Source organism: Flavobacteriales bacterium (assembly GCA_013001705.1).
Taxonomy (GTDB): Bacteria; Bacteroidota; Bacteroidia; order Flavobacteriales_D; family JABDKJ01; genus JABDLZ01.
The window spans coordinates 1-18,452 of sequence record JABDLZ010000097.1; the positions used below are offsets into that span (position 1 = coordinate 1).

The following is an 18,452-nucleotide window of genomic DNA, read 5'->3' on the forward strand; positions in this document are numbered from 1 at the left end:
GCTCTTATTCCATAAGCCCTTATTGCCGCAATCTTCTCCGGATGATTCAATATCAGACCGAGGAAGGGAATACTGTGTTGAGACCATTGTCAAAAAAGGATCCCACTTGATCGGGCGGACGGTCGAAGAAGCAGGTCTAAGGAATATGGAAGACCTCTTCCTATTTGAGATCATCAAGAAGAATCGTGTCGTCAGACCCGCACCTCCTGATGCTAAATTACTGGAAGGTGACCGGCTGCTGTTCGTGGGGGATACCATGAGTGTGGCCCAGTTGAGTAGTCCGAAATTGGGATTGAGCCTTCCTTCTAGGTCTACCATCCCCGAGGCAGATAGGGACAGTATCGTAGAACTGGTCGTAACCCCGAATAGCGACCTGGTCAACAAAAAGGTGAAACGCTCCGAATTCAGGAGTCTTTTCAATGGAGCCATCATGGCCATTCATCGGAATGGTGAGCCTATTTCCGGTAAGCTCGGTGAAGTGATCATCCGGCCTGGAGACCTGTTGATGGTACTCGCTGGGCGTGACCTTGCCAGTCGGGTCAATCAGAGCAAGGATTTTTATTTTCTCTCATCGGTCATCGATATCAAGAAAGAGAACAGCAGAGGAGCGCTGATCCTCTTTGCAGGTCTCTTGATCAGTATCGCTTTGGCAGTCTTCAACATAGTTCCCCTGTTCACAAGTCTGATCGTTCTGGTGGTTTCAAGTCTGGTCTTCTGCATGCAGAGCATCCAAGACCTGAAGAACAGCATAGACTATGATCTCATCGTGATCATCGCCATGGGATTGGCCTTGGGCAAAGGGATGATCAATTCCGGAGTAGCTGATTCCTTGGCCGACCGCACATTGACCCTCTATGACTATACCGGTATCTATGGATTGCTTATCGGAGTGTTCCTCATCACCAATCTGCTGACGGCATTCATGACCAGTAAGGCTGCCGTGGCCATCGTGCTGCCTGTTGTTCTGAGTGTGGCGCATCTACAGGGTCTGCCTATACCTATGATGGTACTTCTAGTAGCCTATGGAGGTGCTGCAAGTTTCATCACACCTATCGGGTATCAGACCAATCTTATGGTCTATGGTCCGGGAGGATATACCTTCAAAGACTTCTTCAAGATCGGGCTCCCGCTCACGCTTCTATACTGCCTTGTCGCTGTCGGAGTATTGGTATATGTTTACGGCCTCTAAAAAGCACCTCAATACATGAATGACCTTATCGATATTGCCATACAGGCGGCCTTGAACGGTGGACGAGAAATACTGGAGGTCTACTCCAGTGAATTTGCTGTGGAGATGAAAGATGACCGTTCTCCACTTACCATGGCAGATAAGCGTGCCCATGAGGCCATCATGGAGCAGTTGAAAAAGAGCGACTTACCCATCCTCTCTGAAGAAGGTAAGGAGATGCCCTATGATCATCGGAAGGAATGGGAGCGATTCTGGATGGTGGACCCTCTGGACGGCACCAAGGAATTCATCAAAAGAAATGGAGAATTCACGGTCAACATCGCACTGATCGAGCAAGGGATACCCATCATGGGGGTGATCTATGTGCCTGTTAGAAAAGAACTCTATGTGGGCATGAAGGATGAAGGAGCCTTCAAGGTAGATGGTGTAGAAGTCGATCAGACCTGGACATGGGAAACATGTAGTTCTCAAGGGGACAAATTGCCCAAAGCCCAAGGAGATAGACCCTTCATGGTAGTTGGAAGTCGATCCCATATGTCACCTGAGACGGAATCCTTCATCGAAGAACTGAAAGCAGAGCATGGAGAGGTGGATATCGTATCTATGGGCTCTTCACTTAAGATCTGTCTGGTGGCCGAGGGAGTGGCCGATGTCTATCCCCGATATGCCCCTACCATGGAATGGGACACCGCGGCTGGACATGGAATAGCACTGGGTGCGGGTTGTGAGGTCACCGATCACAGCACGGGCCGACCGATGCGCTACAACAAAGAGAACCTCCTCAACAATTGGTTCTTGGTCAAACGCAATTGATCCAAAAGAGCAATCGGGTATATCAGTAATGAAGATTTCCTCGTTGAAAATTGAATCACCACTTGCTCCTTTTGGACCCGCAGAGAGAGCTATTTTCGTGCAGCGAGCAGAGTTATGAAACGCACAGGAAATCCAGTCTTAGCCATACTCACCCTATTCTTGTCTATTGGGCTATTTGCTGAGGGCCCTGACAAACAGCTGACCAAGGTCAAAGAGGTCATCAATGAGCACTTCTCCTACTATGCATCTGGAAAGATGCTCTTCGTAGATGTGAACAGTCAGGAGATGTATGTGATGAACAAGAGCGAGATCATACAGACTTTTGAGATCAGCAGTTCTAAATACGGTGAAGGCGAAGTGCCCAACAGCATGAAGACCCCTCTAGGTCTGCATTTCATCGCAAAGAAAGTGGGAGAAGGGGCTGATATCAATACCATTTTCAAGAGTCGCGTCAATACCAAACGCAAAGCGGTGCCCAACGATGAGCGCTTCAAGGATAAGGACCTGATCACCACACGGATCATGTGGCTGGAAGGGGGTGAGGAACGAAATAGTCTCGGTGCCAAGAGTAGCATGCGCAGATACATCTATATCCACGGTACACCGGATGAAGAACTTCTAGGTCAACCCGCTTCTCACGGATGTATTCGTATGCGCAATATCGATGTGTACGCCTTGTACGAGTTCGTGGAGGAAGGAACCCCGGTCATCATCTGGAAGGATGGATACCTGAAACCCGATGTCATCGCTGACCTACCCGAGCTGAAGACCGAACTCTCTAAGAAAGAGAAGCGAAAGGCCGAGCGCCTTAAAAAGAAGGAGGAGAAGCGAAGTCTTCTCCGACCCTGACCCCAGCATTATCTTGATCGTTGTCTCAGGCTCCAAGAGGGCAATTGGATACCTTTGTTCCCATGACAAAGAAGAAGGTAGCCTTGATCACGGGCGTCACCGGTCAGGACGGAGCCTATCTGGCTGAATTCCTATTGGAAAAAGGATACGAAGTCCACGGTATCAAGCGAAGGAGCTCACTTTTCAATACCGATAGAGTAGATCACTTGTATCTGGATCAGCACGAGGAGAATGTCAATTTCTTCCTCCATTATGGAGATATGACCGACTCGTCCAATCTGATTCGCATCATCCAGCAGGTACAGCCGGATGAGGTATATAATCTGGCCGCCCAATCCCACGTGATGGTCTCCTTCGAATTACCAGAATACACGGCCAATGCAGATGCAGTAGGAGCGTTACGCATCCTTGAGGCCATTCGTACTCTGGGGCTGCAGGACAAGACACGGTTCTATCAGGCCTCTACTTCTGAGCTGTACGGAAAAGTGCAGGAAGTGCCCCAGACCGAGGAGACTCCTTTCTATCCGCGTAGCCCCTATGGAGTAGCAAAACTTTACGCCTTCTGGATCGTCAAGAATTACCGTGAGGCCTATGGCATGTACGCATGCAACGGTATCCTATTCAACCATGAGAGTCCACTGAGGGGAGAGACCTTCGTAACACGAAAGATCACACGGGCCGCGGCCAAGATCAAACTGGGCCTACAGGAAAAACTCTATTTGGGCAACTTGGACGCACAGCGAGATTGGGGCCATGCCAAGGACTATATCGAAGGCATGTGGCTCATGCTTCAACAAGATGAAGCCGAAGACTTCGTTCTGGCGACTGGAGAAACACATCGGGTAAGGGAATTCGTGACCTTGGCCTTTAAGGAAGTAGGTATCGATATCATCTGGGAAGGAGAAGGTTCAGAAGAGCGGGGTATAGATAGTGCTACCCAAAAAGTGCTGGTGGAGATCGACCCCAAATATTTCCGCCCGACAGAGGTCGAACTGCTGATCGGTGACCCAAGCAAGGCCTATGAGAAATTGGGCTGGCGTCATAAACATGGTTTTGAAGAACTGGTCAAAGAAATGGTTCAGGCCGACCTGCAACTTTTCGAAAGGGATGAATACCTGCTCAAAGGCGGTCATAAAGTGATGAACTACCATGAATAAGCAAGCACGTATCTACGTGGCTGGCCACAGAGGCATGGTAGGTTCGGCCATTGTGCGGGCCTTGGAAGACGCTGGATTCGACAATCTGCTTTTGCGGAGCTCTGGAGAATTGGACCTGACAAACCAGCAGGCCACCTTGGAGTTCTTTCAGGAGTATAGGCCTGAATACGTATTTCTGGCTGCTGCCAAAGTAGGGGGGATCCAGGCCAACAATGTATATCGGGCCGATTTTTTGTATCGCAATCTGATGATCGAGGCCAACGTCATCCATTCAGCCCACCTCACCGATGTGAGCAAGCTCCTTTTCCTAGGTAGCAGTTGTATCTACCCCAAGATGGCGCCTCAACCGCTCAATGAAGAGTATCTTCTCACTGGAGAACTGGAACCGACCAATGAGCCATATGCCATTGCCAAGATCGCGGGCATCAAGCTCGCTGAAAGCTACCGCAGGCAGCATGGACGCAACTATATCTCGGCCATGCCGACCAATCTCTACGGTCCGAACGATAATTACGATCTGGAGAACTCTCATGTGCTTCCTGCCTTGCTGCGCAAATTCCATGAGGCCAAGATGGAAGACCAAGACACGGTAGAGATATGGGGTACAGGCTCACCGAGAAGGGAATTCCTGCATGTGGATGATCTGGCCAGCGCCTGCCTCTTCATGATGGAGAACTATGATGAAGAACCTTTTCTCAATATCGGAACAGGAGAAGATATCTCGATCAAAGAACTTGCACTGATGATCAAAGAGATCGTAGGTTTTGAAGGGGATTTGACCTTCGATACCTCCCGGCCGGATGGCACACCGCGTAAATTGATGGATGTGTCCCGTATCCGTTCATTGGGCTGGGAACCCAAGATCGGACTGCAAGAAGGGATACGTCAGGTCTATGAGCAAGAAGTCAAGCATGCGGCTTTCTCGGTCTAGGATCATCCTCTTGCTCGCGGTCACTTTATGCTCAGGACCGCTACTCATAGCCCAGCACTACGGGCTTCCATTGGACCGCTACACCAGGCTCCACCTCTTGAGAAGCGATACGACCCACCATGGATCATTCCAAGGATTACCAGTCAACTGGGTCGGACTGGATACCATCAAAGGATTCGAGCAAGAAAAGCGATACAGCGTGGCCAGCAACAAGCTCTACGATGATCATTTGATCAACATCGAATCAGAGGACTTCACTGCCCATATCGATCTCTTGCTGCATCTCGAAGTAGGTACCGAGCAAGGCTTGGATAACGAGTACCAGGATACGACCCGGATGTCCCGTAACATGAGAGGCTTCATCGTGCGAGGAGATATCGGTCAAAAGGTATCATTCGAGACCTCATTCCGCGAGCATCAATCCTTTCTCCCCTATTACATGTATCTCTACACGCAGGAGACCAATGTGATGCCCGGGACCGGGCGCATCAAACCTTTTGCCACCACCGGGCGAGACCATAGTATCGCTGAGGGCTTTGTGGCCTATGCACCTGCTGATTGGGTCAACATACAATTCGGTAGTCAGAAGAATTTTATAGGATCCGGGTATCGATCCTTGCTCCTGAGCGATAATTCCTATACCTATCCGCAAGTCAAGGCTTCATTCCAATGGTTCAAGGGAAAAGTCAGGTATCATATCATTCACGCATGGTTACAGACTCTGAGTAGGCTACCTCAGGGAGATACTCCGGAGAGTCTTTTTGTAAAGAAGAATGGGAGTTTCAAGTATTTGGAGATCCGGCCCATCGAGAAGCTCAGTATCGGACTGTTCGAAGGGGTGATGTGGAATCGATTCGAACCAAGAGAAGGTCCGGTCGCACTCGATCCATTGGCCTACTCCCCATTGATAGGCACGGCAGCTGCCAGCATCGGACTCGATGATGTGAGGGACAATGTCATGATAGGTGCTGACATCAGTGCTCGCCCCATTCCACAGCTTCTTATCTATGGCCAATATGTTCTCGATAAAGAGGATCGGGACGGTTTTCAGGTAGGAGCACGCACAGTGGATCTAGGTGTTGATGGCCTGTCGCTAGGAGTGGAGTATAATTCTGTGGCTCGATTCACCTACGCCAACAATAATATCCGTCAGAATCAAGGCCATTTCGGCCAGGCCATAGCTCACCCTATGGGAGCGGGCTTCGATGAACTTCATGTGGATATCACCTATTTCTATGACCGATGGTTCCTACGGGCTGACTACTCGGGTGCAGACCAACTCATCGACCTGCCTGACGAAGTCGACCCCTGCGCAGCAGGAGGGGATATCTTCACCACATTGACCTGTGTGACCGATGATCTGGATGACTACAAGTCCCGGCTGGAACACCTGGATATCAGAGTAGGGAAGATGTTCAATCCGCGTTCGAATTTCAATGCCTACATCGGTTGGATGTTCAGAGAACGGAATGGAGCGTGGCCTGAACAGAAGCAGTCCTATTTCAAATTCGGGGTCGAGATGAGTCTGTTCAATAGCTATGAGGATTTCTAAGAAGGGACAGGCATGAGTAATTCCGTAGTTTTAACCGATTCTAGCGCAGCATTGTGGATATAGTCATCCTAGGTTTCATCACAGCATTCTTCATCGTTCTGTTGGCCACACCGAGTCTGATCAAGGTGGCCAAACTGAAGAGATTGGTAGATGAGCCTTCTGAAGCGCGCAAGCTGCATATCTCCAGTGTTCCTACCATAGGCGGGATTATCATTTTTGCGGGATTCATATTCGCTTACGCCCTGTGGTTCCCTACGGAGGACCGCAACTACTTCTACGACCCATATAACGACTTGCTCCAGGCATTCGATCAGTTCAAATACATGATCGCTTCCTTGCTCATACTCTTCTTCATTGGCGTGAAGGATGACATCATCGGCACCGCCCCCCTGTATAAGCTGGTAGGCCATATGCTCGTAGCCTTCATCCTGGTACTTATGGCCGATGTGCGTATCGAGAGCATGCACGGTCTTTTCGGTTATGAACAGATACCGGATTGGTTCTCTATCATGTTGTCGGTCTTTACCTACGTGGTCATTGTGAATGGTTTCAACCTGATCGATGGTGTAGATGGTCTCGCAGCAGGTGTAGGGATGATCGCCTGCGCATTCTTCGCGCTGTGGTTCTATATGGCGGGGGATATTCCCTTGACCCTTTTGGCCTCTTGTCTGGCCGGAGCCCTGTTTGCATTCTTGATCTTCAACTTCCATCCTGCCCGCATATTCATGGGTGATAGTGGATCTATGCTTATCGGGGCTGTGATGAGCGTGCTCGCGATCATGATGGTAGAGCATGATACGTCCAAGTTGCCTGAATCCATAATGCATATCTCCACGCCAGTATTGGCCATGTCCATCTTGAGCTATCCATTAGTAGACACTTTGCGGGTCTTCATGTTGCGCGCCTTGGCAGGTAATTCACCCTTCCTTGCAGACAAGAACCATATCCATCATAAACTACTCTCATCCGGTCTGAATCATTCGCGTACCGCCTTGGCGGTATATCTGCTGAATATCAGTCTGGTCATGATCAACCTATTGTTCATGCAGCTGAATGTGACCCTGGCATTCCTGCTGATGTTGGCTTCGGCCACCTTGCTGTACCACCTACCCTTGCTCATCCGTTCTAGGAAAAAGGTATGAACCGGGCCTTCACTTTTCTATTGATCTGTGTGATTCATGCTGGGTCGATCGCTCAGGGAACTGGGCTATTGGTCAATGACAATACCGACCGCTGGATTTGGAATCAACGTTTCGATGTCAACGATGACCAATTCCATTCAGTCTATCGTTCCTATGACCGGAATGCATCAGGCGAGGATAGCACGCACAATTCATTGCGGGATCGACTGAAACCGGTATTCCTATTAGGTGGCGAACTGGGAATCGACCCTGGACATACCCCTATGTGGACATCACAGGCATTGGTGGGCTTAGCGATCGACCAGCCTATCGGTAAGCGCATCCGTTTACAGGGCGCAGCCTACGGAGGCATCGTAGATGGCACTTCATTGCTCTACAAGGGACCTGTGAGGGAGGATGTCTATCCGGGTATCGGGAAGGTCATCGATGAGCAAGGAGGTACGGCCAGTATCTGGAACGGTTTGTTCGCTCTCAGATTCGACCCTTCTCATATCTTTTCCATAGAGCTCGGCCGAGCGAAGCACTTCTGGGGAGATGGGTACCGCTCTCTCTTTCTCTCCGATCATGCTCCGGCATATCCCTATCTCCAACTCAAGACCAAGGTCTGGCATATCGATTACACGAATCTCTTCTCCTGGCAACAAGGAATCATCGATATCGATGATGAAGGTGCCGCATTCGAAGACAAGTTCACTTCGACTCACATGCTGAGTTGGAATATCAGCCCGAGGATCAACGTGCAGATCTTCGAGACCATCATCTGGCAATCCGAGGATAGTCTTTCACAGCGTGGATTCGATGTGCAATACCTGAACCCTATCATTTTCTACCGACCGGTGGAGTTCGCATCGGGCTCGGCCGACAATGCGATCATTGGTCTGGGGATGAGCTTCAAGGTCTATCCCAGTTACCTGATATATGCGCAGTTTGCATTCGATGAATTCCTGCTGGACCAATTCCAAGCTGCGAATGGTTGGTGGGGCAATAAGTTTGGGATTCAATTAGGTGTCAAAGGGCAGGATGTGCTCGGTGTAGAAGGTCTGTACATGCAATCCGAATTCAATATGGTGCGTCCCTTCACCTATTCGCATGGAAGCCCGATCCAGAATTACGCACACTTCAACGGTTCTCTGGCACATCCCTTGGGGGCCAATTTCTATGAATTCCTCGTGCTGGCAGAAATGGAAAAAGACCCTTGGTCACTGAGGAACCTACTGACCTACGTGATCAAAGGAGACGATGTGGGGGATATCAACCTAGGAGGAGACATCTTCCGCTCCTATGTGGACCCCTTCCGTGATGTAGGGAACTTCATCGGTCAGGGGGATCGCACCGAGGCCATCCAGAACAGCATCTATCTCTCGCGTATTCTCGACCACAAGAGCGATAGACGCATCATGCTCGGTTATCACAGTCGCTGGGATATGGGGGATGTGAAGGGTACCGACCACATCTTCACCCTCTCGCTGAGGAGCAATATAGGGGACGGCTATCGGTGACTTCGGTTCCTTGAGAATGGCATCATTCGATGTACCTTTGCAGCCGCATTCTAGCCCATCGACCTGTCTCTTTTGAAACCCTTGGATATTACAGAAATCGATCGTCCTTCCCGTTTTAGGGATATCGTGGCCTTGGCCAAACCCAGGTTGGCCAGTCTGGTAGTGATCTCTTCTGTGCTGGGCTACGGTCTTGCTACAGGAAGTGCCTCTTGGGTATGGACTGAATTCTGGGCTTTGGTTCTGGGAGGCTTCTTGGTCACGGGCGGAAGCAACGGGCTCAATCAGGTCATAGAATACCGATCGGACCTGCTCATGGACCGTACCAAGGACCGACCCATCGCTGCGGGCAGGCTAAGTCAAGGTACTGGAGCCATCTTCAGCACTCTGATGGGCCTGCTGGGCCTGGGAATCATCTGGTACTTCACCAATACCAATGCATTTCTACTAGCCTTAGCCGCCTTATTGAGCTATGTACTGATCTATACACCGCTCAAAAAAGTAACCCCCTGGGCAGTATTCGTGGGGGCATTTCCGGGGGCCATACCTCCTATGCTGGGCTGGATAGCGGCAACGGGAGAATTCGGATTGGAACCAGGAGCCTTGTTCGCCATACAGTTCATCTGGCAGTTCCCTCACTTCTGGTCTATCGCATGGGTGCTTCATGATGACTACGCTAAAGCGGGCTTCAAACTCCTCCCATCGGCTGGAGGCAAGGATAGCCGGAGCGCGTTCATGGTGCTGCTCTATTCGCTCTTCCTTATTCCGGTAGGACTGCTTCCATGGGCCTTGGGAACGACCGGGATCATATCGGCCGTAGTGGGGGTGGCACTGAGCAGCTTTTTCAGCTATATGGCATTCTTATTCTACAAAGAACAGGACATCCGATCTGCAAAACAGCTGATGTTCACCACCTTCTTCTACCTCCCGGTATTGCAGATCATTTTCGTCCTCGATCGTATTTAGGTAATGACCGACATGGAAACATTGACAATGGAAAACGAACACACCGAACCTGTAATGGATGAGAAGATGATCCGTGCCAAGAAACTGCTATTGATCATCGGTATCGTAGGGATCATCATGTTCTTCGCTGGTCTGACGAGCATGCATATCGTGTCAAGGGGTGCAGCCGCCTACTGGCTCAATATCACCATGCCGACTGCATTCTGGTGGAGTACAGCACTCATCATTCTGAGCTCACTGACGATGATCGGGGCGGTAAGAGCGGTCAAACAAGGAAAAAAGTCCTTGCTCAATATACTCCTCATCAGCAGTCTGGTGCTCGGTCTCGGATTTGTGTATTCACAGGTCAAAGGTTGGGACCAGATGGCCGCTAAAGGGATGCATCTGCAAGGTGGATTCTTGGAGCATTTGAAGGGAGAATACGATACGGACTATTATATCACGACCCAGTCCGGCTTGAAGGTGGAGTATAAGAACGGTCATTACTATGACCCTACAGACCCCACCGGTCAGCGGATCATCGATGAGGAGATCGCCACCTTCCGCAATCCAGCTGCTCGGAATCTGATCACGTTGACGGGCCTACATGCCTTGCACGTAGCTGGTGGTATCTTCTGGTTGATCTATCTGGTGATACTGGGTCTGATGGGACGACTGTCGCCTGCAAATCCGCTCAATGTGACCCAAGGTGCGCTGTACTGGCATTTCGTAGATATCCTCTGGATTTACCTCCTGTTCTTTTTGTATTTTATTCACTAAACTTGCAGCCAAATCAAGCTTACCTATGGCAGGTCATACTGAGTCATTGAGCAAGGAGGAATTATGGGGAGGAGGGGGTTCTCCCTTCCGTGTTTCCTACGGTAAATTGATGATGTGGCTATTCTTGGTCTCTGATGCATTGACATTCGGAGGGCTATTGGTCGCATACGGATTCTTCCGGCATAAATATCCCGACTGGCCGGTCGGTGAAAAGGTGTTCAACGCCATGCCTTTCCTCGGGGAAGGCTATCCACTATTGTATGTGGCATTGATGACCTTCATTCTCATCATCAGTTCGGTGACCATGGTACTGGCCGTGGAGGCAGGCCATCGATTGGATAAACAAGGGGTGATCAAATGGCTCGGGCTTACTGTAGTAGGAGGGCTCTTCTTCCTCGGTTCTCAGGCTTGGGAATGGTATCACTTCATACACGGTAGTGGAGGCTATATCACCACTTCTACCGGAGAGGTATATCATTCCAATATGGATCTGCACATGACGGATGAAGGCACGATCCACTATGTAGATGGATTGGAACTCGTACAGAACAAGTACGGAGAAGGAGAGATCATTCCTGTTCCCGATTCAGAAGTACAAGGAATTTTGGCCGATGCAGTGGATTATTGGCACGGAGCCAACATGCTGCGCAATGAGTATGCAGCTACTTCGAACTCCAGTGACCAGGAGTATGTCAAAGCAGCACCGCAGTTCGGTAACGCATTCTTCTTTATCACCGGCTTCCATGGATTCCATGTATTCAGCGGTGTGGTCATCAACCTGATCATTCTCATCCAAGTGATCAAAGGAGTCTATGATAAACGAGGACACTTTGAAATGGTCGAGAAGACCGGGCTCTATTGGCACTTTGTCGATCTGGTCTGGGTATTTGTATTCACCTTTTTCTATCTCGTGTGACCTATGGAGAGAGACGATCTCATATACGATGAACAATATGCGGTAGCTGCTAAGCATGACGATGAGCATGGCAAACAGATTCGCAAGAAGATCTGGAAAGTAACCGCTCTACTGACCATCGTCACTGTTATAGAAGTGGCCATCGGTGCGACCATACCTCGCGAGAGCGGTAGCACGACATGGACCATCGTCAAGTGGCTCTTTATCGGGATGACCCTTTTGAAGGCCGCATATATCGTGCTGGTGTTCATGCATTTAGGAGATGAGCGCAAGAGCCTCAAATACACCATACTGGCGCCTTACATAGTCTTTATACTCTACTTGATCTTTATCGCCCTGACCGAGTCGGCCTATATCAATGACTTGTTCTATGCAGAATGATCAATGACCAGAAATAAGAGTAAACTCAAGCAACGTATTTTCCTCACAGTAATCTTCCTTACAGGATTTGTTTTCATTTTCCTGTTGAGTAGGATGCAACATAGCTTTAGGGATCTGCCTTATTTCTTCCCCGAGGAAGTCGTACAGAAACAAGTCGATGGTCAGATGGTCAATGACACCATCTGGAGTACCATTCCACCTTTCCAGTTCGTAGATCATCAAGGGCAGACCTTGGACAGAAGCTATATCGATGGACATATCTCTGTGGTGGATTTCTTTTTCACCACATGTACGACCATCTGCCCCAAGATGACCCGTCAGATGCGGACCCTGGTCTGGGAACTCGAAGAGGATTATTTCGATGAGGTTCGATTTTTATCCCTCACCGTGGATCCGGAGTACGATACGCCAGAGGTATTGATGGACTATCGCAAGAGCATGGAGATCACAGATAAGCGATGGTCCATGGCCACAGGGGATAAAGAAGAGATCTATGACCTAGGGGTGAATGGATTCCGGGTCACTACTCAAGAAGACGTTGACCAGCAAGGGAACTTCCTCCATTCGGAGAAGTTCATCCTAGTGGATAAAGAAGGCCATATCAGAGGATACTACGATGGGACCGACCCAGAAGAAGTACGGGAGTTGGAGGAGGACATCAAGATGTTGATAGGGCAAGAACGCAAGCAGAAGAAGCGTGAAGGAAGATAAACGCATCATATGGGCCATATGGATATTCACTGCCGTGGTCTATGGCCTGGTGATCATCCTCCATGAACTTCCCCAAGCAGAAGGGATGCCGTCTTGGATGCAGAACGCTCCCAGGTTCAACGCACTCATCAATGGCACCTGTGCCCTGCTGCTCATTGCATCTCTGATCGCTATCAAGAACAAGAAGGTCACCTTACATAGGAGACTGAATACCTCGGCCATGGTACTGAGTGTCGTCTTCTTGCTCAACTATGTGGTCTTCCACTATTTCTCTGGTGACACAAGCTATGGCGGGGAATTCAGAACGGCCTACTACATCATTCTGATCACACATATCTTACTGGCCGGCCTATCCCTTCCTTTTATCCTCTTGGCCTACTACAGGGGATATATCGGTGCCATTGCCAAGCACAAGCGTTTGGTGCGATTTACCTATCCCGTCTGGCTCTATGTGTGTATCACAGGTGTCGTTGTGTACCTTTTCTTAGCCCCATATTACGCCTTCTAGAGGCTATCTTTGTCTTTACATTGATGAAAGCTTTCGAGCACATATCGATGGGCCTGTTGATGCTCTTGGCCGCAATGGATGTCTCAGCTCAATGTGCCATGTGCCGCGCAGTTCTGGAGTCAGATGCTGCCATGGAAGGTGTACGTGTGAGCGAAGGGATCAACAATGGCATCCTATACCTGATGGGATTCCCCTATCTGTTGATGTTCGCAGTGGCCTTCTACATCGTTCGTAAAGAGATCAGGAGGTCCAAGCTGAGTATCTGACGGCTATCGTAGATCGAAGCTTGTTTTTCCGACCATGAATCCCGATTCGTAGAGCTCTACGATATACTGGCCTGTGCTCAGTTCTGAGTTCACTGTATAGAACACACAGATATCTTGGGGTTCATTGTTGTACTCTATGTCCCGTCTGGTACTGTATTTACCAGAGATCCCCTCGAATTCAAAGGTCGCATTGGGGTAGTCGTCATCTTCCAAGACCACACCTTCTGGACTGATTATCCTTACATGCAGGGTCTTCTTACCCGATTCCGTGATACGATTCTCTCCGAGGCTGACACAGGTGCGTATCATCTCTGCTCGGCTGGCCCGATTGGTCTCGGCCTGCTTTCCACTGGACTTGATGCGCAATCCAGAAGCACTCAGATCCACTGCCGTCAATGCAGATCCTTGTTTGATCAGATTCTCCTGATTCTCCACGGTGGATTCGAGTTCATTCTTCCGGGAGGTCACCTCGGTCAGATTGGTAGAGAGCGTGGTGTTTTCTTCGGTAAGAGCGGCATTGGCCTGATTGAGTGAATCTATCTTGACCAGATAGCCCTTCATGATATCTCGGAGTGTCCGCGCCTCTTTCTTCAGTTTATCGATCTCCCATCGCAGGTTCCTATCATCCTTGTTGAGCTTATTGACCCGTTCCATGAGCCGGGTGATCTCTTCTTTCTGCTCCAACATCTCCGCATTCATATCCTCATTCTCCACGGTCAGGGCATCGTATTGCTCGAGCATACTACCGAGTTCTTCTTGCAGGTCGTTACGCTCTACAGTAAGGGTGTCATTATTCTCAGTAAGGTCCGTATTCTCACCCCGCTGCATGATGAGGAGAACACCTAGGACCACCACGAGCACTGAGAGAACTCCGATGATTCCGTAGAGTGTCTTTGTGTTTTTTGCCGCTGTTTCGTCTGCTTTAGCCATGTACAGGATAGATTTGTCAGTGTTTTACGTGTCTTAACGGTGATGCTCTGTCTTTCAGTGCTTCATTACCGCTACTCGTTCAGGCTAAAACTATATATAAATTATTGAAGGCTCTTCAAGCACATATCCCCTTACTCGACCTTTTCTATCCCACCCCCTGCTCTGCCTGCTCCACACCCCTGCTCAGAGGAGAAGAATTGATATGTCTTTCATGTCGCATGGATATGCCCTATGCCCGTATCCATGATATGTCATATAACGCCATTGAAACGAGATTGATGGGACGATTCCCTTTCGAGGCTGCGACCAGTCTTCTATATTTTGTGAAGAACGGTAGGGTACAACACCTGATGCACAGACTCAAATACGAAGGACATCGAGAGGTAGGAGAATGGATGGGTGCCTCGCTGGCAGAAGAGTTGCTGAGTTCAGAACGATTTCACGCGATGGACTACCTTATTCCGGTCCCACTTCATCCTCGTAAGAAGAAGATGAGAGGATATAATCAATCCGAGGTCATCGCCCAGGGCATGGAGCAAAAAGGCTATGGGAAGCTGAAACACGCGCTTAAGCGTGTGGTGGACAATACGAGCCAAACACGAAAAGACTCCCTAGAACGTTGGGCCAATGTGCAGGATGTGTTCGAACTGGACGACTCCAGAGAATTAGAAGGGAAACGATTGCTCCTGCTGGATGATGTCATGACAACAGGTGCGACACTGGAAGCCTGTGCCAATCAATTGATCAAAGTCGATGGAGTCCGACTCTATGTAGCTACTATTGCCTGTGCAGAATTCTGAAGTCAAAATATCGGAACGCTATGCACTGCTGTTGAAGCAGGTGGCATCCTTGGTCCAAGGAGAGGAGTATGCAGTGGCCAACCTTTCCAACCTTGCGGCTGTACTACATCACGAATTCAAGTGGTTCTGGACCGGATTCTATCTGGTGAGAGGAGAAGAGCTGGTGCTCGGCCCTTTCCAAGGTCCGGTAGCCTGCACGCGTATTGCATACGGCAAAGGCGTATGTGGTAGTGCATGGGAACAGAAGAGGTCTATCTGCGTGGCGGATGTGCATGCATTTCCAGGGCATATCGCCTGCAATGCATCCTCGCGATCGGAAGTGGTGGTGCCCGTGGTCGTAAACGATAAGGTGGTCATGGTTCTCGATGTGGATTCGGAACATCTGGATCATTTCTCAGAAGAGGATCGCCTCGGCCTGGAGGCTATCTGTCAATACATCGCGCAAGAGTGGCCGACATGGAAGTGAGCCTGTGGCGTATTCTGATTCTGGTATGCATACTTGCGGCCTGTGCACAACAACGCACCCCCACCGGTGGACCGAGGGATACCGAAGCTCCTCGCATAGTGAGTGCCGAGCCTCTGCCCATGTCCACGTATTTCGATGCTCAGAGTATTGAGATCGTGTTCGATGAATTTGTTCGATTGGAGAATGTACGTGAGCAGGTTCTGATCTCACCACCCCTGGAGGACAATCCGGATATCCAACTCAAAGGCGGTAGGCGACTGATCATCGACCTAGGCGATCAGGAATTGGCAGAGAACACCACCTATACGATCAATCTGGGTAGCGCGGTGGTCGATAATAATGAGGGCAATGTGCTGGAGAGTAATGTCTACCTTTTCTCTACCGGGGCAGTGATCGATTCGCTCGAGATGAGAGGTAGGATACTCACCGCAGCATATAATCGACCCTGTGGGGATTGTCTGGCCTTGATCTATCCCGATGTAGCGGACTCCATGATATTAGGAGGCAGACCGCTCTATGTGGCACGCACAGATGGTGAAGGGAATTTCTATCTATCCAATCTCGCCATGGGAGACTATCAACTCATGGGATTGCGTGATATCAATGGCGACCTTGGTATCGGTGAGACAGAACCGATCGCATTTACTGATTCCACACTCCGACCTCTAGAGCGCGATACGATAGGCTACACCTTACGCTTGTCCAGAGCCTTTCAAGACGATCCGGCATTGAATTCGGCCGATTGGGGGCTGGATGGGTCCTATCTCGAATTGACATTCAGAGGAACGGATTCCATTCCAGAATTTGCAGGAAGTGCTCATGATCGGCTGTCATTCATACAGTCCTTCACTCAGCAAGGGGATTCGCTCAGACTTTGGTTCGCACCACCTGTGATCGCTGAGGATGAACTGATCATCAGCTATGCTCAACTGCAGGACACTTTGTCCCCAGGTCGAGTGACCGAGCGTGCCGAGCAAAGTGTACTCATGGTGGCTACGCTCGATGATGAGCAAAGTCCGGCCGAACTTCAATTCAGTAGCCCCATAGCGCGGCTGGATACCAATGGAATCGAGTTGACCCGGGACTCGATATCAGAGCCTTTCCAGATCCAAGCTGAATTTCCAGCCTTGGCCATTTCACTGAGTGCAGATTGGAGCATTGGCAACTATACCTTGACCCTTGACCCCGGGACAGTGGAAGACATCTACGGTGCGTCCAATGATACTCTGGTCACAGTGCTTCGATTACCGAGCCCGGAGTCCTTTGGTATCCTAAGACTGGATATCGACTTACCCTATAACGGTGATTTCGTATGTCAACTATTGGATAAGAATGATCAAGTCATACGCAGCGTCTCCTTCGATGATGACGGAACTTGGGAGGTAGAGTACTTGAACCCCGATAGCTACACACTACGTGTCTATGAAGACACGAATGGGGATGACAGCTGGACGCCCGCTTCTTTTGTCGATAGACGTCAACCGGAACCGGTCTTCATGCTCAGCGAAGCCATTGTGATCCGAGCCAATTGGGAGGTGGAACAAGAGGTGAAAGTGGACTTCAGACCTTGAGTTCGAACTGATCGGCATCCATCCCAGTAGGGAACTTCTCTCGGAATCTGAGCAGAGCTTCCCGATCCAGATCGGCTTGGAGTATGCACATATCCTCTTGCCCTTGGGCCAAATGTTTCCCTAAGTAATCATATATCACAGAGCCGCCCGCATACTCCAGTCCATTGGCATCCGATCCGATCCGATTGACACCAGCACTATACGCGAGGTTCTCCATGGCCCGGGCCTGCAAAAGGCCTCTCCAAGCATTGTGCCTCGGCCGAGGCCAATTGGCCACATAGATGATCAGATCGTATTCATAGTCTCCTCCATGATACCGATTGCGTGAGAAGACCGGGAAACGCAGGTCATAGCATACCTGCAACATGATTCGCCAATCCTTCCACTTGACAATCACCCGATCCCTGCCGGGACTGAAATGATCATGCTCGCCTGCCATGCGGAACAGATGACGTTTGTCATAGTGAGTGACATCACCCTCGGGAGTGACCCAGAGGAATCGGTTGTAGTACCTTCCTTCTTCTTCGATGATCACGCTCCCGGCCAGTACCGCCTGCAGATGGGATGCATGTGCCTTCATCCAAGCTACGGTATGCCCATCCATCTTCTCGGCTAGATCCTTTGATTGGGTGGAGAATGCAGTAGTGAACATCTCTGGAAGAACCACGATATCAGTACGCTTCAATTGTTCCAACTGACTATCCAACATTTTCAAGTTGGACGCTCGATCCTCCCAATAGAGTTCCGCTTGTATGAGAGTGATATTCATAATCGATGGAGTATTTCAGCCGCTCGTTCGAGGGTTTCTTCATTTTTCGCAAAACAGAATCGCAACAGATGTTGTTCCGGTGGATGCTGGTAGAATACCGAGATGGGAATGGATGCGATTCCTTCATCGATAGTCCATTTCCTTGCAATATCCACATCCGGTTCTTGAGCGATACTACCATAGTCCAAGAGCTGGAAATAGGTGCCCTCGGACGCTGTGAAATCGAATCGCGAACCAGCGACTGCACGGCAGAAGAAATCGCGTTTCTCTTGGTAGAAGG

At 49.8% G+C, this 18,452-nt stretch carries 21 protein-coding genes; 18 read left to right on the plus strand and 3 right to left on the minus strand.

Annotation, left to right across the window (positions count from 1 at the left end):
- Positions 1-106 precede the first annotated feature (106 nt).
- The 15 genes from HKN79_03820 to HKN79_03890 all read left to right on the plus strand — a co-directional run bounded on the left by HKN79_03820 (position 107) and on the right by HKN79_03890 (position 13,636).
- Positions 107-1,189: a hypothetical protein gene (locus HKN79_03820; protein ID NNC82681.1), complete on the plus strand. Its 1,083-nt coding sequence runs from the start codon at positions 107-109 to the stop codon at positions 1,187-1,189.
- A 15-nt stretch (positions 1,190-1,204) separates the two neighbouring features.
- Positions 1,205-2,002: a 3'(2'),5'-bisphosphate nucleotidase CysQ gene (gene cysQ / locus HKN79_03825; protein ID NNC82682.1), complete on the plus strand. Its 798-nt coding sequence runs from the start codon at positions 1,205-1,207 to the stop codon at positions 2,000-2,002.
- Between the two features lie 114 nt (positions 2,003-2,116).
- A complete protein-coding gene (locus HKN79_03830; GenBank protein NNC82683.1) occupies positions 2,117-2,851 on the plus strand; it encodes a L,D-transpeptidase in 735 nt (244 codons plus the stop codon).
- A 62-nt stretch (positions 2,852-2,913) separates the two neighbouring features.
- Complete coding sequence (gene gmd, locus HKN79_03835; protein NNC82684.1) at positions 2,914-4,008, plus strand: GDP-mannose 4,6-dehydratase; 1,095 nt, start codon at positions 2,914-2,916, stop codon at positions 4,006-4,008.
- On the plus strand, positions 4,001-4,939 hold the full coding sequence (locus tag HKN79_03840; protein NNC82685.1) for a GDP-L-fucose synthase: 939 nt from the start codon (positions 4,001-4,003) through the stop codon (positions 4,937-4,939). Before gmd ends, HKN79_03840 begins: the two co-directional genes overlap by 8 nt.
- On the plus strand, positions 4,902-6,491 hold the full coding sequence (locus HKN79_03845; GenBank protein ID NNC82686.1) for a hypothetical protein: 1,590 nt from the start codon (positions 4,902-4,904) through the stop codon (positions 6,489-6,491). The genes HKN79_03840 and HKN79_03845 overlap by 38 nt, the downstream gene beginning before the upstream one ends.
- A gap of 53 nt (positions 6,492-6,544) precedes the next feature.
- Entirely contained in the window at positions 6,545-7,633 is a 1,089-nt protein-coding gene (locus HKN79_03850) for an undecaprenyl/decaprenyl-phosphate alpha-N-acetylglucosaminyl 1-phosphate transferase (protein ID NNC82687.1), read from the plus strand.
- On the plus strand, positions 7,630-9,132 hold the full coding sequence (locus HKN79_03855) for a hypothetical protein (protein ID NNC82688.1): 1,503 nt from the start codon (positions 7,630-7,632) through the stop codon (positions 9,130-9,132). Before HKN79_03850 ends, HKN79_03855 begins: the two co-directional genes overlap by 4 nt.
- An 81-nt stretch (positions 9,133-9,213) precedes the next feature.
- Positions 9,214-10,095: a protoheme IX farnesyltransferase gene (cyoE, locus tag HKN79_03860; protein ID NNC82689.1), complete on the plus strand. Its 882-nt coding sequence runs from the start codon at positions 9,214-9,216 to the stop codon at positions 10,093-10,095.
- A 27-nt stretch (positions 10,096-10,122) separates the two neighbouring features.
- Positions 10,123-10,854, plus strand: a complete 732-nt coding sequence (locus tag HKN79_03865) for a hypothetical protein (protein ID NNC82690.1) — start codon at positions 10,123-10,125, stop codon at positions 10,852-10,854.
- 25 nt (positions 10,855-10,879) lie between these two features.
- The gene (locus tag HKN79_03870; protein NNC82691.1) at positions 10,880-11,770 is read left to right on the plus strand and encodes a cytochrome oxidase subunit III; all 891 of its coding nucleotides are present in this window, start codon (positions 10,880-10,882) and stop codon (positions 11,768-11,770) included.
- 3 nt (positions 11,771-11,773) lie between these two features.
- Positions 11,774-12,151: a cytochrome C oxidase subunit IV family protein gene (locus HKN79_03875; GenBank protein NNC82692.1), complete on the plus strand. Its 378-nt coding sequence runs from the start codon at positions 11,774-11,776 to the stop codon at positions 12,149-12,151.
- Positions 12,152-12,244: 93 nt separating this feature from the next.
- Positions 12,245-12,862 carry an SCO family protein gene (locus HKN79_03880; GenBank protein NNC82693.1) on the plus strand — a complete coding sequence of 206 codons (618 nt, stop codon included), beginning with the start codon at positions 12,245-12,247 and terminating at the stop codon, positions 12,860-12,862.
- 85 nt (positions 12,863-12,947) lie between these two features.
- Positions 12,948-13,370, plus strand: coding sequence for a DUF420 domain-containing protein (locus tag HKN79_03885; protein NNC82694.1), 423 nt, complete (start codon positions 12,948-12,950; stop codon positions 13,368-13,370).
- Positions 13,371-13,393: 23 nt separating this feature from the next.
- A complete protein-coding gene (locus HKN79_03890; protein ID NNC82695.1) occupies positions 13,394-13,636 on the plus strand; it encodes a hypothetical protein in 243 nt (80 codons plus the stop codon).
- Between the two features lie 3 nt (positions 13,637-13,639).
- On the opposite strand, the gene HKN79_03895 is transcribed toward HKN79_03890, so the two are convergent.
- The gene (locus HKN79_03895) at positions 13,640-14,566 is read right to left on the minus strand and encodes a hypothetical protein (GenBank protein ID NNC82696.1); all 927 of its coding nucleotides are present in this window, start codon (positions 14,564-14,566) and stop codon (positions 13,640-13,642) included.
- Positions 14,567-14,670: 104 nt separating this feature from the next.
- Here HKN79_03895 and HKN79_03900 point away from each other — a divergent pair, with 104 nt between their 5' ends.
- Genes HKN79_03900 through HKN79_03910 form a run of 3 tightly spaced genes read left to right on the plus strand, consistent with a single transcriptional unit; the run spans position 14,671 to position 17,403 of the window.
- Complete coding sequence (locus HKN79_03900) at positions 14,671-15,366, plus strand: ComF family protein (protein ID NNC82697.1); 696 nt, start codon at positions 14,671-14,673, stop codon at positions 15,364-15,366.
- Positions 15,347-15,832 carry a GAF domain-containing protein gene (locus HKN79_03905; GenBank protein NNC82698.1) on the plus strand — a complete coding sequence of 162 codons (486 nt, stop codon included), beginning with the start codon at positions 15,347-15,349 and terminating at the stop codon, positions 15,830-15,832. The genes HKN79_03900 and HKN79_03905 overlap by 20 nt, the downstream gene beginning before the upstream one ends.
- Positions 15,814-17,403: an Ig-like domain-containing protein gene (locus HKN79_03910; protein ID NNC82699.1), complete on the plus strand. Its 1,590-nt coding sequence runs from the start codon at positions 15,814-15,816 to the stop codon at positions 17,401-17,403. The genes HKN79_03905 and HKN79_03910 overlap by 19 nt, the downstream gene beginning before the upstream one ends.
- On the opposite strand, the gene HKN79_03915 is transcribed toward HKN79_03910, so the two are convergent.
- Entirely contained in the window at positions 17,393-18,172 is a 780-nt protein-coding gene (locus tag HKN79_03915; protein NNC82700.1) for an amidohydrolase, read from the minus strand. The two genes, HKN79_03910 and HKN79_03915, sit on opposite strands and share 11 nt — an antisense overlap.
- Positions 18,169-18,452, minus strand: a 284-nt coding sequence (locus HKN79_03920; GenBank protein ID NNC82701.1) for an aminotransferase class I/II-fold pyridoxal phosphate-dependent enzyme, incomplete at its 5' end; no start/stop codon positions are given. The genes HKN79_03915 and HKN79_03920, both read right to left, overlap by 4 nt.

Coding starts and splice junctions, on each gene's coding strand:
- HKN79_03885 (NNC82694.1), top strand. CDS start 12,948: ATGCCGTCTTGGATGCAGAACGCTCCCAGGTTCAACGCACTCATCAAT.
- HKN79_03855 (NNC82688.1), top strand. CDS start 7,630: ATGAACCGGGCCTTCACTTTTCTATTGATCTGTGTGATTCATGCTGGG.
- HKN79_03840 (NNC82685.1), top strand. CDS start 4,001: ATGAATAAGCAAGCACGTATCTACGTGGCTGGCCACAGAGGCATGGTA.
- HKN79_03875 (NNC82692.1), top strand. CDS start 11,774: ATGGAGAGAGACGATCTCATATACGATGAACAATATGCGGTAGCTGCT.
- HKN79_03880 (NNC82693.1), top strand. CDS start 12,245: ATGCAACATAGCTTTAGGGATCTGCCTTATTTCTTCCCCGAGGAAGTC.
- HKN79_03915 (NNC82700.1), bottom strand. CDS start 18,172: ATGAATATCACTCTCATACAAGCGGAACTCTATTGGGAGGATCGAGCG.
- cysQ (NNC82682.1), top strand. CDS start 1,205: ATGAATGACCTTATCGATATTGCCATACAGGCGGCCTTGAACGGTGGA.
- HKN79_03895 (NNC82696.1), bottom strand. CDS start 14,566: ATGGCTAAAGCAGACGAAACAGCGGCAAAAAACACAAAGACACTCTAC.
- HKN79_03845 (NNC82686.1), top strand. CDS start 4,902: ATGAGCAAGAAGTCAAGCATGCGGCTTTCTCGGTCTAGGATCATCCTC.
- HKN79_03865 (NNC82690.1), top strand. CDS start 10,123: ATGGAAAACGAACACACCGAACCTGTAATGGATGAGAAGATGATCCGT.
- gmd (NNC82684.1), top strand. CDS start 2,914: ATGACAAAGAAGAAGGTAGCCTTGATCACGGGCGTCACCGGTCAGGAC.
- HKN79_03830 (NNC82683.1), top strand. CDS start 2,117: ATGAAACGCACAGGAAATCCAGTCTTAGCCATACTCACCCTATTCTTG.
- HKN79_03870 (NNC82691.1), top strand. CDS start 10,880: ATGGCAGGTCATACTGAGTCATTGAGCAAGGAGGAATTATGGGGAGGA.
- HKN79_03890 (NNC82695.1), top strand. CDS start 13,394: ATGAAAGCTTTCGAGCACATATCGATGGGCCTGTTGATGCTCTTGGCC.